We start from the raw sequence: 12,917 nt of genomic DNA, 5'->3' as shown, positions 1-12,917 counted from the left end.
GCGCCCGTTTCGGGGGTGCGTGGCCGCGAAACGCTGCGCTTGGTTGGTTAGTGTCGTCAGTACAGATCGCAAAGAAAGCAGGTAACCCAGTCGTGACTGATATGCGTTCGAATTCGGTGGGTCTCAACCTCACGGACTCGGTCTATGAGCGCTTGCTCTCCGAGCGCATCATCTTCCTGGGTTCGGAGGTGAACGACGAGGTCGCCAACCGGTTGTGCGCGCAGATTCTGCTGCTCGCCGCCGAGGACAGCGACAAGGACATCAACCTCTACATCAACTCCCCGGGCGGATCGATCAGCGCGGGCATGGCGATCTACGACACGATGGTGCTGGCGCCGTGCGATATCGCCACCTACGCGATGGGGATGGCCGCGTCGATGGGCGAGTTCCTGTTGGCGGCGGGGACCAAGGGCAAGCGCTACGCGCTGCCGCACGCCCGCATCCTGATGCACCAGCCGCTGGGTGGGGTGACCGGTAGCGCGGCCGACATCGCCATTCAGGCCGAGCAATTCCACGTCATCAAGAAGGAGATGTTCCGGCTGAACGCGGAGTTCACCGGTCAGTCGATCGAGCGCATCGAGGCCGACTCCGACCGCGACCGGTGGTTCACCGCGCAGGAGGCCCTGGAATACGGCTTCGTTGACCACATCATCACCCGCGCCGCCCACATCACCAATGGAGAAGCCCGATGAGTTTCCAGAACCCCGAAACCCAGCCCCAGGCGCGCTACATCCTGCCGTCGTTCATCGAGCACTCGAGCTTCGGCGTCAAGGAATCCAACCCGTACAACAAGCTGTTCGAGGAACGCATCATCTTCCTCGGCGTGCAGGTCGACGACGCCTCAGCGAACGACATCATGGCGCAGTTGCTGGTGTTGGAGTCGCTGGACCCCGACCGCGACATCACCATGTACATCAACTCGCCCGGTGGCGGATTCACCTCGCTGATGGCGATTTACGACACCATGCAGTACGTGCGCGCCGACATCCAGACGGTTTGCCTGGGTCAGGCCGCCTCGGCCGCGGCGGTGCTGCTGGCCGCCGGCACGCCGGGCAAGCGGATGGCGCTGCCCAACGCGCGGGTGCTGATCCACCAGCCATCGCTGCAGGGAGTGATCCAGGGGCAATTCTCCGACCTGGAGATCCAGGCCGCCGAGATCGAGCGGATGCGCACGCTGATGGAGACCACGCTGGCCCGGCACACCAATAAGGAGCCCTCGGTCATCCGTAAGGACACCGACCGGGACAAGATCCTGACCGCCGAAGAGGCCAAGGACTACGGGATCATCGACACCGTTCTCGAGTACCGGAAGCTGTCCGCTCAAACGGCATGAGTTTGCGCCGAACGTGCGCTCACTGCGAATTTTCGGCGGCGGTTTCGCGCTGAGTGCACACTCGGCGAACATCGGCAATGTCGGCAATGTCGGTGGGCCCGACCCGGCAGCATCCGCCGACGATGCGCGCGCCGGCGGCGATCCACTGCCGGACGAGTCCGGCGGAGAACCGCGACGTTCCGGTCCAACCATGGCCGTCCCACCGTTGGCCGCTGTTCGGGTAGACGATCACCGGCTTGCCCAGCGTCGAGGCGATCTCGATGGCTCCCAGCACGTCGTCGGGTGCGCAGCAATTGACACCGACCGCGACGATCTCGTCGACCCCGGCAGCCACCGCGAACGCCTCGGCGAGCGGCTGGCCGGCACGCGTGGTCGGCCCGTCGATCGTGTAGCTGAGCCAGGCCGGCACGCCGACCGTACGCACCAAGTCGACCAGCGCCTGGGCCTCGTCGGCGTCCGGCACGGTTTCGCAGGCGAGCACATCGGGGCCGGCCGCGGCCAGGGTCTCCAGTCGCGGCCGATGCCAGCGCCGCAGCGCCTCAACCGAGAGGCCGTAGCGACCCCGGTATTCGGATCCGTCGGCCAGCATTGCGCCATAGGGCCCGACCGAGGCGGCGACGAGAAGGCCGGCGGCGCCGTTCTCTTCGCGCGCCACCCGGGCGAGTTCGACACTGCGGCGCAACAATTCGGCGGAGCGGTCGCGGTCGAACCCGCGGGCCGCAAAGCCGTCGAACGACGCCTGATAGCTGGCGGTCGTCGCGATCGCGGCGCCGGCCCGAAAGTAAGCGGCATGCACCGCGACGATTTCCTCCGGGGCATCGGCCAGCAGCCGCGCCGACCACAGCGGGTCGGACAGGTCGTGACCGCGTGCTTCCAGCTCGGTGGCCAGACCGCCATCGCTGATCAGGACCGATTCGTCCGCCCTGAAAATTCCCCCAGCCAATCCCACCTGGCCACTGTATGGTGGTGGCCTGGCAACCAGCCCGTTTGGTGTTAGCAGCCTCGGTGGGGTAACGACCGCGACACGCCAAAGACACGGAAAGCGCGTCTGCGGCAGTGACGGGGGTTGTCGGGCTATATGTTTTCGGACAGGCATGAATACCACCGACGCGATTCGGCGCTAATGGTCGCGGCGGGCCCGATCCAACGGGTAGCGTCGGGGGAATACATGCGGCACGTTAAAAGACGTACGGCAACAGGAAGTAGGCACTGAGGCACCATGGCGCGCATCGGAGACGGCGGTGATCTGCTGAAGTGCTCATTCTGCGGAAAGAGTCAGAAGCAGGTCAAGAAACTCATTGCGGGCCCCGGGGTCTACATCTGCGATGAGTGCATCGATCTTTGTAACGAGATCATCGAAGAGGAGCTGGCGGACGCCGACGACGTCAAGCTCGACGAGCTCCCCAAGCCCGCTGAGATCCGGGAGTTCCTCGAGGGCTACGTGATCGGGCAGGACACCGCCAAGCGCACGCTGGCCGTCGCGGTCTACAACCACTACAAGCGAATTCAGGCCGGCGAAAAGGGCCGTGACTCCCGGTGCGAGCCGGTCGAGCTGACCAAGTCCAACATCTTGATGCTCGGCCCCACCGGCTGCGGCAAGACCTACCTCGCCCAGACCCTGGCCAAGATGCTCAACGTGCCGTTCGCCATCGCGGACGCCACCGCGCTGACCGAAGCCGGTTACGTCGGTGAGGACGTCGAGAACATTCTGCTCAAGCTGATCCAGGCCGCCGACTACGACGTCAAGCGCGCCGAGACCGGCATCATCTACATCGACGAGGTCGACAAGATCGCCCGCAAGAGCGAGAACCCTTCGATCACTCGCGATGTCTCCGGCGAAGGCGTCCAGCAGGCCCTGCTGAAAATCCTGGAGGGCACGCAGGCGTCGGTTCCGCCGCAGGGTGGCCGCAAGCACCCGCACCAGGAGTTCATCCAGATCGACACCACCAACGTGCTGTTCATCGTCGCGGGTGCGTTCGCCGGTCTGGAGAAGATCATCTACGAGCGCGTCGGCAAGCGCGGCCTGGGCTTCGGCGCCGAGGTTCGTTCCAAGGCCGAGATCGACACCACGGACCACTTCGCCGAAGTGATGCCCGAGGACCTGATCAAGTTCGGTCTGATACCCGAGTTCATCGGCCGGCTCCCGGTCGTCGCCTCGGTCACCAACCTCGACATGGAGTCGCTGGTCAAGATCCTGTCCGAGCCGAAGAACGCGCTGGTCAAGCAATACACCCGCTTGTTCGAGATGGACGGCGTCGAGCTGGAGTTCAGCGACGACGCGCTCGAGGCGATCGCCGACCAGGCGATCCACCGCGGCACCGGTGCCCGCGGCTTGCGCGCCATCATGGAAGAGGTGCTGCTGCCGGTGATGTACGACATCCCGAGCCGCGACGACGTCGCCAAGGTGGTCGTGACCAAGGAGACCGTGCAGGACAACGTCTTGCCGACGATCGTGCCGCGTAAGCCCTCGCGCACCGAGCGCCGCGACAAGAGCGCCTAACTAGGACTCGGGCACGCCCGTTCCGTCCAGCGACGCAGTTCCGCGCCGACTGGCTCGTCCGCTGGACCTGCTGAATTTCCTGCTGGCCGACGTGCGCGACGGGCTGGGGCCCTATCTCTCGATCTACCTGCTGCTGACCCACCACTGGGACCAGGAGTCGATCGGCTTCGTCATGGCGATCGGCGGTGTCGGCGGCATTCTTGCGCAGGCACCGGTGGGCGCGCTGGTCGACAACACCACCGCCAAGCGAGCCCTGATCATCGCCGGTGCCTCGACAGTCACGGTCGCGTCGCTGGCGATGCCGATGTTTCCCGGCTTCTACTCGATCTCGGTGCTGCAGGTGCTGGCCGGAATCGCCGGCTCGGTATTCGCGCCGGCGCTGGCCGCGATCACCCTGGGCATCGTCGGGCCGAGATGGTTCTCGCGCCGAATCGGCCGCAACGAGTCGTTCAACCATGCCGGAAACGCCACGGCCGCAGCCATTACCGGGGGGCTGGCCTATTTCTTCGGTCCGGCGGTGGTCTTCTGGGTGCTTGCCGTGATGGCGGCGGCCAGCATCGCCGCGACCCTGGGTATCCCGCGCGATGCCATCGACCATGACGTCGCCCGGGGCATGGATCACGTGCCCGGCGCGCAGCACACCGAGCCCTCACACCTGAGCGTGCTGTGGCACAACCGCAGGCTGATGATCTTCGCCGCCTCGGTTGTCGCGTTTCATTTTGCGAACGCCGCGATGCTGCCGCTGGTCGGCCAGTTGCTCGCGCTGCATAACAAGCAAGTCGGGACCGCGCTGATGGCTCTCTGCATCGTCGCGGCGCAAGTGGTGATGGTGCCGGTTGCCTATTTGGCCGGCGCCAAGGCCGACTCCTGGGGACGAAAGCCGATCTTTTTATTCGGATTCGCGATTCTGACGGCTCGCGGCTTTCTCTACCCGCTGTCGGGCAATTCGTATTGGTTGGTCGGCGTACAGCTACTGGACGGGGTGGGTGCCGGCATTTTCGGGGCGCTGTTTCCTCTCGTCGTGCAAGACGTGACCCATGGGACGGGCCGATTCAACCTCAGCCTGGGAGCGATCACAGCGGCGACCGGATTGGGTGCCGCGGTGTCGAACTACGCCGCGGGCGCCATCGTGGTCGCGGCCGGCTACAACGTCGCCTTCTTGGCTCTGGGCGGCCTCGCCGGTGCGGGTTTCGTGCTGTATCTGCTCGCGATGCCGGAGACGGCGGTGCGTGAACAACATGCCGGATAACGATCGATTACGGCAGACAAACGCATTGGCGACGACGTGACCAAGACCACAGTTTTGTGTCGTACTCGTCGGTAGCCCTTGCTGACTACGTGTTTTGCTTAAGATATTGGTAAGTACGCGTAGCCAAGGATGTCCTTGTGACACGAAAACCAGTGCAATAATTGGTACTACGAGTCTCATACAACCCTAAGTGCGTGGGACTCACTTTGACGGCGCGTAACCTGAAACTTCGGCAGTGTGCCTGTCCGGTTAACAAATGGAAGGCGGAGACGTGGATCCGAACGGCAGTGGAGCCGGGTCAGATTCTCATGGCGGGGCCCCTCTTGTCGGGTCGGACCGTCAACGCCTGGAACAGGTCGTCATCCGATTCGCCGGCGATTCCGGCGACGGTATGCAGCTAACCGGTGACCGGTTCACCTCGGAGGCCGCGCTGTTCGGCAATGACCTCGCGACCCAGCCGAACTATCCCGCCGAGATCCGCGCCCCCGCAGGCACATTGCCCGGGGTCTCGTCATTCCAGATTCAAATCGCCGACTACGACATCTTGACCGCCGGCGACCGGCCCGACGTGCTCGTCGCGATGAACCCGGCCGCGCTGAAGGCCAACATCGGCGACCTGCCGCGCGGCGGAATGGTGATCGCGAACTCCGACGAATTCACCAAGCGAAACCTGACCAAGGTCGGTTACGTAGCAAACCCGTTGGAGACCGACGAGCTGTCCGACTATGTGGTGCACTCCGTCGCGATGACCACGCTGACGCTCGGCGCCGTCGAGGCGATCGGCGCGTCCAAGAAAGACGGACAGCGCGCCAAGAACATGTTCGCGCTCGGCCTGTTGTCGTGGATGTACGGGCGACCGATCCAGACCAGCGAGAACTTCATCAGGGAGAAGTTCGTCCGCAAGCCCGACGTCGCCGAGGCCAATGTGCTCGCGCTCAAGGCAGGCTGGAACTACGGCGAGACCACCGAGGCCTTCGGCACCACGTATGAGGTGTCCCGGGCGACCCTGCCCACCGGCGAATACCGTCAGATCTCCGGCAACACCGCGCTGGCCTACGGCATCGTGGCGGCCGGCCAGCTGTCCGGCATTCAGGTCGTGCTCGGCAGCTACCCGATCACGCCGGCGTCGGACATCCTGCACGAGCTGTCCAGGCACAAGAACTTCAACGTGATCACCTTCCAGGCCGAAGACGAGATCGGCGGCATCTGCGCCGCGATCGGGGCTTCGTATGGCGGCGCGCTGGGCGTGACCAGCACCTCCGGGCCGGGTATCTCGCTGAAATCCGAGGCACTCGGCCTGGCCGTGATGACCGAACTGCCGCTGCTGGTCATCGACGTGCAGCGAGGCGGACCCTCGACCGGCCTGCCCACCAAGACCGAGCAGGCCGACCTGCTGCAGGCGCTCTATGGCCGTAACGGCGAGTCACCGGTGGCGGTGCTGGCGCCGCGGTCGCCGTCCGACTGCTTCGAGACCGCCCTGGAGGCGGTGCGCATCGCGGTGTCCTACCACACGCCGGTGATCCTGTTGTCCGACGGCGCGATCGCCAACGGCTCGGAGCCGTGGAAGATCCCGGACGTCTCGACGCTGAAGCCGATCACGCACAACTTCGCCAAGCCCGACGAGCCCTTCCAGCCTTACGCGCGGGACCCGGAGACGCTGGCCCGCCAGTTCGCCGTTCCGGGCACGCCGGGTCTGGAGCACCGGATCGGCGGCCTGGAGGCCGCAAACGGTTCGGGCGCAATCTCTTACGAGCCGGTCAACCACGACTTGATGGTTCGGCTGCGCCAGGCCAAGATCGACGGGATCTCGGTGCCCGACCTGGAAGTCGACGACCCGACCGGGGATGCCGAGCTGTTGCTGATCGGCTGGGGCAGCTCGTACGGCCCGATCGGTGAAGCCTGCCGGCGCGCGCGGCGCAAGGGCATCAAGGTCGCCCACGCCCACCTGCGTTATCTCAATCCGTTTCCCGCCAACCTCGGCGACGTGCTGCGTCGGTACCCGAGGGTGGTGGCACCGGAGATGAACTTGGGGCAGCTGGCAATGCTGCTGCGCGCCAAGTACCTGGTCGACGTGCAGTCGGTCACCAAGGTGCAAGGCGTTGCCTTCCTCGCCGACGAGGTCGGACGGCTCATCCGCGCGGCCCTGGCCGGGACCCTGGCCGAGATCGAGCAAGACAAAGCGATGGTCGCCAGAATGGCGGCAGCAACGGTTGGAGCTAACGCATGACGCGTGACGGCGACGATGCAGTGGGGCTACCTCCCGCTGGCGGGGGACAAAGCGATGGGGAGGAGCGGCGCTCGTGACTAACGCGATCAGCGGCGACCTGGCGGGCACCGACCTCGGCTTGACTCCGAGGTTGAAGAAGAACGATGGTGTGCCCACCACCGATCAGCCGCAGAAGGGCAAGGACTTCACCAGTGACCAAGAGGTCCGCTGGTGCCCGGGCTGCGGTGACTACGTCATCCTCAACACGATCCGCAACTTCCTGCCGGACCTCGGCCTGCGCCGCGAGAACATCGTGTTCATCAGCGGTATCGGCTGCTCGAGCCGCTTCCCCTACTACCTCGAGACCTACGGGTTCCACTCGATCCACGGCCGCGCGCCGGCGATCGCGACCGGCCTGGCGCTTTCCCGCGAGGACCTGTCGGTCTGGGTTGTCACCGGCGACGGCGACGCGCTGTCGATCGGCGGCAACCACCTGATCCACGCGCTGCGCCGCAACGTCAACATCACCATCCTGCTGTTCAACAACCGGATCTACGGGTTGACCAAGGGCCAGTACTCACCGACGTCCGAGGTCGGCAAGATCACCAAGTCGACGCCGATGGGTTCCCTGGATCACCCGTTCAACCCGGTGTCGCTGGCACTGGGCGCCGAGGCGACCTTCGTCGGTCGGGCGCTGGACTCCGACCGCGCCGGGCTGACCGAGGTGTTGCGCGGTGCCGCAGAGCACCGCGGTGCCGCGGTGGTCGAGATCCTGCAGGACTGCCCGATCTTCAACGACGGATCGTTCGACGCGCTGCGTAAAGAAGGAGCCGAGGACCGCGTGATCAACGTGCGTCACGGCGAGCCAATTGTGTTCGGCGCCAATGGCGAATACTGCGTGGTGAAATCGGGCTTCAGTCTCGAGGCCGCCAAGACCGCCGATGTGGCCGTCGAGGAGATCGTCAAGCACGACGCGCACACCGACGACCCGGCCTACGCGTTCGCGCTGTCGCGGCTGTCGGACCAGAACCTCGATCACACCGTGCTGGGCATCTTCCGGGATGTCTCGCGGCCCACCTACGACGACGCGGCCCGCGCTCAGGTCGCCGCGGCCCGGGCCGCCACCGCGTACGACGCGGCCGCGCTGCAGTCTCTCCTGCGCGGGCGTGACACCTGGACCGTCGACTAAGGGGCTGCGCTCGTGTCCGATGCAGTGTCATTGGCCGCAGTAGTACTCGCCGGGGGCGAATCGCGGCGCATGGGCCGCGATAAGGCCACCCTGCCGGGTCCCGGCGGAGCCGCCACGATGGCCGAGTATGTCGTCGGTGTCGTGGCGCAGCGCTGTGAGCCGGTATTCGTCGTCGCAGCGCCGGGCCAGCCGCTGCCTAAGCTAGCGGCGCATGTCATCCGTGACGAGATCCAGGGGTTGGGGCCGCTGCCCGCAACCGGGCGAGGACTGCGCGCCGCCGCGGCGGCGGGTGCCCAGTTCGCCTTCGTCTGCGCGGTCGACATGCCGCTGCTGACACCGGAATTGATCGACGAGCTGATGGCCCTCGCCACCAAGACCAACGCCGAAGTGATCGTGCCTTGGGACGGCCGCAGCCACTTCCTGGCCGCGGTGTACCGCACCGTTCTGGCCGACCGCATCGATGCACTGGTGGCCACCGGGGAGCGCAGGATGAGCGCGCTGATCGACGCGTCCGACGCCCAGCAGATCGTGCTGCCGGATTCACGTGCGTTGACCAACGTCAATACCGACGCCGAGTTGCGCGCCCTGGTCCTTCCCGGCGCCTGACGCGCCCCGGCGAGTTTTCGCCATTCTTGAGATTAGTTATTCGGTTTCATCTGGATTTATCGCGATAAAGAAATCGCTTAAATGCGCGATCAGTTAACCGTTCGTTCATCCTTGTTTGCGATTCAAATGCAGGGAATATCCGGCTGGTCGGCGCGTTATTGCCGCATGTGCCGGAATCAGGGCGATTCCATCAGCAGCGGATCACGTTGTGCCACAATAGTTTTCGAGCACTGCTCAGCCCGCCGGCGGGGCCGGGTCGTCACCGGCACGGTCATGTGGGCCGCTGAAGGAGCGAGGCAGATTTTCTCCAGCAAATTGCTTTGTGTAAATGCGGGGGGTGCGCCGCGCACCTTCTGGCCTTAGGCGCGACGGCCGACGCGCCGGACGGACGTTGCGGCGTCGCTGGGCATATTTCTCGCTAAAGCCGTTGAAGCACTGCGTAACTCGACTGAAACGGTTGTCGAGACATGTTTACGCGATGCTAACGCCCGTGGTTTGGGTGCCCCGCGCTTGCGTCGACCAACGGCGTTGTGGAAGAGCATGTTTCAGCTGCTAGCGGCATATTTTTTGGAGTGATTCGAGTCGAGCTGAACCGATCAAGATCAATGTTCTCGTGCCGGCCGATCGATCTCGGTCGCGGCTGCCGGCAAGCGGAACCGGCTGATACCTCGACTGTCTGGCAAACGGGTGGCCCAGCTCACAAAATGTGCGTGATTCGAGTCACGAAAACGGCATGATCTTGACCTGGGAGTTTGCGAAGAAAAGGCGTCGCTGACCTGCATAAATTATTCTCGGTTCACGTCGTGATCTGCTCGTTATTGTTCCGAGATATCGGCGTGTCGGATATGACGAATGCTTCCTAGTCCCATACGGTGCCTTTTAGCCCGAAAGGGGTTAAACAAAATTTAATCCACATACCCGTGTGTGAGCGAGGTTGCGGACGGCTATCGCCGCCTGGCAGCCAGCGGCTTTGTGCCTGCTGGGCAGACCCTGCCCTCGCTGTCGTGCCGGAACGAGACGGCATGGTCCAGAGCACCTATTTCCACTTCACGAACCACCTAAACCCATCCGTGGGTTTGCTTTGGCGCGCGCACTCGCGAAAGGAACGCTTTGAAAAACGTCCGTAAGACGCTCATCCTCGCTGCTATCACAGGTTCGCTGGTGACGCTTCCGTCCGCCACCGCGAGCGCGGATGTGCCCCCGCCGCCGGCTCCCGACGCCCCGGCTCCCGGCGCGCCCGCGCCGGTGGGCTTCGACGTTCCGCCGCCTCCGGCACCGGACGCCCCGCCGCCTGCGCCGGTGGGCTTTGACCTCAAGGCGTACAGCGTGAACTGGGATGCCATCGCGCAGTGCGAGTCGGGTGGCAACTGGGGGATCAGTACCGGCAACGGCTTCTCCGGTGGCCTGCAGTTCACCCCGAGCACCTGGCGTGCCAACGGTGGGTCGGGTTCCCCGTCCGGCGCGAGCCGCGAGGAGCAGATCCGGGTGGCCGAAAACGTGCTGCACTCGCAGGGGATCGGCGCGTGGCCGGTCTGCGGCCGTCGCGGCTGACCTCAACGACCACAGAAAATGCCGGGCCTTGTGCCCGGCATTTTCTGTTGAGGAAGCCGCGGGTACGCGCGGCCGCGGATCAGCCGATGTCGATCCGGTACCGTCGCGACGATGACCGCATCGGGGCGTGAATTCGACATCGTGCTGTACGGGGCGACCGGCTTCGTCGGGAAGCTCACCGCCGAATACCTGGCACGCGCCGGAGCCGGTGCGCGGATCGCCTTGGCCGGCAGGTCGGAAGATCGCGTGCGCGCCGTTCGCGACAGCCTGGGGGAGACCGCGCAGTCCTGGCCGGTGCTGAGCGCCGATGCGGCGTCGCCCTCGACCCTGGACGAGATGGCCGCTCGCACCCAGGTCGTCGTCACCACGGTCGGGCCCTACGCCCGCTATGGAATGCCGTTGGTGGCTGCCTGCGCCGCGGCGGGCACCGACTACGCGGACCTGACCGGCGAGCCGATGTTCATCCGCGAGGCCATCGACCTGTATCACAAGCAAGCCGCCGACAACGGCGCCCGCATCGTGCACTGCTGCGGATTCGATTCAGTTCCTTCGGATCTGACGGTCTATGCGCTGTACCGGACGGCACAAGACGACGGCACTGGCGAGCTCGGCGACACCAACTTCGTGATGCGCGCGTTGATGGGTGGGTTCTCCGGTGGGACGGTCGCGTCGCTCGTCGGCGTGCTGCGAGCCGCGTCCAGTGACCCGGGTGTCCGCAGCCTGATCGCCGACCCCTACACGCTGAGTACTGATCGCGGCGCCGAACCCGAACTCGGGCGGCAGCCCGATCTGCCCTGGCGGCGAGGTCGCTATATCGCGCCCGAGCTGACGGGAGTATGGACAGCCGGTTTTCTGATGTCGTCGATTAACACCCGAATCGTGCGCCGCAGCAACGCATTACAGGATTGGGCATACGGCCGGCGGTTCCGCTACACCGAGCACATGAGCCTGGGTTCGTCGCCGCTCGCGCCGGTGGCGTCGGCGATCATGGCCGGGATCGGCAACGCCTCGTTGGGACTGGGCAGTCGCTACTTCCGGCTGCTGCCGGGCGCGCTGGTGGACCGCATCACACCCAAACCCGGCACCGGTCCGAGCGAAAAGGCGCGTGACCGCGGCTACTACCGGCTCGAGACCTACACCACCACAACCCGTGGTGCCCGGTATGTGGCGAGGATGGAGCAGCGGGGGGACCCCGGATACAAGGCGACGGCGGTGTTGCTGGGGGAGTGCGGCCTGGCCCTCGCACTGGACCGGGACAAGCTCACGGACCTGCGCGGTGTGCTCACTCCGGCGGCCGCGATGGGTGACGTTCTGCTGACCCGGCTGCCCGCTGCCGGCGTGTCGCTGCGGACCGAGCGGTTGGATTAAACCAGCTGCCACAACGGCTTTCGATCGGCACTGCATCGGACTAATGTCCTACTCGGCTTGCCCGAACATCCGCAAGAGACGATTCGTCGCCACAGACCGCGCCGCGCGAAGTAGTCAAGCGTCACAGCACGTCTGGCGCGATCGTCGAAGATTTCCGATGGTTTCGATTCCGTCGAGGGAGGTATGCCAGCAGACGTGTCCGGCGTCATCGCGCCGGCCCAGATCACGAGAGGGAAAAGCCATGTCAGACACGCTTACTGAAGGACAACAGTTGCAGCGGGGGCAATCGCTGGCTTCCAAGAACGGGGCCTACACGCTGACGCTGCAAGACGACGGCAACCTCGTGCTGGCCGCCCGCGGCGAAGCGTTGTGGGCGACGGCGACCAACGGCCAAGACGTGCAGCGCGCCGAGGTGCAGCGCGACGGCAATTTCGTCCTGTACACGTCGGACAGGCCGGTATGGCACACCGACACCAAAGGCAAGAAGGACGTGCGGCTGGTGCTTCAGGACGACTGCAACCTCGTGCTTTACGCAGCGGACGGACCGGCGTGGTCCACCCACACCGAGACCGACGGTCCGCCACCTCCGGCGCCGGCCGCCGAACCCGCGGACACGACGACCGATACGTCCGAGCCCGTCGCCGAGCCCGCCCCGGAACCGATGTCCGGTCCCGTCGGCGGCGTTCCGGAGCCCGCGGGCGAGGCGCCCCCCGAGCCCGCGCCGCGCACCTACACCGTCGTCTCCGGCGACACGCTGTGGGCGATCGCGGAGCGGTTCTACGGTGACGGCAGCAAGTATCAGGTGATCGCGGACGCCAGCGGTGTCTTTGATCCAGACCTGATCCACCCCGGTCAGGTGCTCACGATTCCCTGATCGGGGCGGTGGTACCGAGAGTGACCGAGCACACGCGTGTT

The 12,917-nt window shown here is 65.3% G+C and carries 11 protein-coding genes; 10 read left to right on the top strand and 1 reads right to left on the bottom strand.

Annotated features, from left to right (window positions below; translation table 11 throughout):
- Nucleotides 1–101 precede the first annotated feature (101 nt).
- The gene (locus MAAFP003_RS18910) at nucleotides 102–692 is read left to right on the top strand and encodes an ATP-dependent Clp protease proteolytic subunit (protein WP_090604644.1); all 591 of its coding nucleotides are present in this window, start codon (nucleotides 102–104) and stop codon (nucleotides 690–692) included.
- Nucleotides 689–1,333 carry an ATP-dependent CLP protease proteolytic subunit ClpP2 gene (gene clpP2, locus MAAFP003_RS18905; protein WP_096289341.1) on the top strand — a complete coding sequence of 215 codons (645 nt, stop codon included), beginning with the start codon at nucleotides 689–691 and terminating at the stop codon, nucleotides 1,331–1,333. The genes MAAFP003_RS18910 and clpP2 overlap by 4 nt, the downstream gene beginning before the upstream one ends.
- 19 nt (nucleotides 1,334–1,352) lie before the next feature.
- Here the strand turns inward: clpP2 and mmuM are convergent, their stop codons facing one another.
- Entirely contained in the window at nucleotides 1,353–2,264 is a 912-nt protein-coding gene (gene mmuM, locus MAAFP003_RS18900; protein WP_423790925.1) for a homocysteine S-methyltransferase, read from the bottom strand.
- Nucleotides 2,265–2,552: 288 nt separating this feature from the next.
- Here mmuM and clpX point away from each other — a divergent pair, with 288 nt between their 5' ends.
- The 8 genes from clpX (at nucleotide 2,553) to MAAFP003_RS18860 (ending at nucleotide 12,876) form a co-directional block, all read left to right on the top strand.
- Nucleotides 2,553–3,833: an ATP-dependent Clp protease ATP-binding subunit ClpX gene (gene clpX / locus MAAFP003_RS18895; protein ID WP_036470433.1), complete on the top strand. Its 1,281-nt coding sequence runs from the start codon at nucleotides 2,553–2,555 to the stop codon at nucleotides 3,831–3,833.
- A 49-nt stretch (nucleotides 3,834–3,882) separates the two neighbouring features.
- Entirely contained in the window at nucleotides 3,883–5,082 is a 1,200-nt protein-coding gene (locus MAAFP003_RS18890; protein WP_096289337.1) for an MFS transporter, read from the top strand.
- 271 nt (nucleotides 5,083–5,353) lie between these two features.
- The gene (locus MAAFP003_RS18885; protein WP_096291271.1) at nucleotides 5,354–7,309 is read left to right on the top strand and encodes a 2-oxoacid:acceptor oxidoreductase subunit alpha; all 1,956 of its coding nucleotides are present in this window, start codon (nucleotides 5,354–5,356) and stop codon (nucleotides 7,307–7,309) included.
- Nucleotides 7,310–7,382: 73 nt separating this feature from the next.
- Nucleotides 7,383–8,477 carry a 2-oxoacid:ferredoxin oxidoreductase subunit beta gene (locus tag MAAFP003_RS18880; protein ID WP_096289335.1) on the top strand — a complete coding sequence of 365 codons (1,095 nt, stop codon included), beginning with the start codon at nucleotides 7,383–7,385 and terminating at the stop codon, nucleotides 8,475–8,477.
- 12 nt (nucleotides 8,478–8,489) lie between these two features.
- A complete protein-coding gene (mobA, locus tag MAAFP003_RS18875) occupies nucleotides 8,490–9,083 on the top strand; it encodes a molybdenum cofactor guanylyltransferase (RefSeq protein WP_096289333.1) in 594 nt (197 codons plus the stop codon).
- Between the two features lie 1,110 nt (nucleotides 9,084–10,193).
- Nucleotides 10,194–10,634, top strand: coding sequence for a transglycosylase family protein (locus MAAFP003_RS18870; protein WP_165796436.1), 441 nt, complete (start codon nucleotides 10,194–10,196; stop codon nucleotides 10,632–10,634).
- A gap of 111 nt (nucleotides 10,635–10,745) precedes the next feature.
- The gene (locus MAAFP003_RS18865) at nucleotides 10,746–12,002 is read left to right on the top strand and encodes a saccharopine dehydrogenase family protein (RefSeq protein WP_096289331.1); all 1,257 of its coding nucleotides are present in this window, start codon (nucleotides 10,746–10,748) and stop codon (nucleotides 12,000–12,002) included.
- A gap of 241 nt (nucleotides 12,003–12,243) precedes the next feature.
- Nucleotides 12,244–12,876 carry a LysM peptidoglycan-binding domain-containing protein gene (locus MAAFP003_RS18860; RefSeq protein ID WP_096289329.1) on the top strand — a complete coding sequence of 211 codons (633 nt, stop codon included), beginning with the start codon at nucleotides 12,244–12,246 and terminating at the stop codon, nucleotides 12,874–12,876.
- Nucleotides 12,877–12,917: the final 41 nt, after the last annotated feature.

The organism is Mycobacterium ahvazicum (genome assembly GCF_900176255.2).
Classification (GTDB): domain Bacteria; phylum Actinomycetota; class Actinomycetes; order Mycobacteriales; family Mycobacteriaceae; genus Mycobacterium; species Mycobacterium ahvazicum.
Note: the sequence above shows the minus strand (reverse complement) of the source record. Positions and strands in the feature narration are given on the sequence as shown.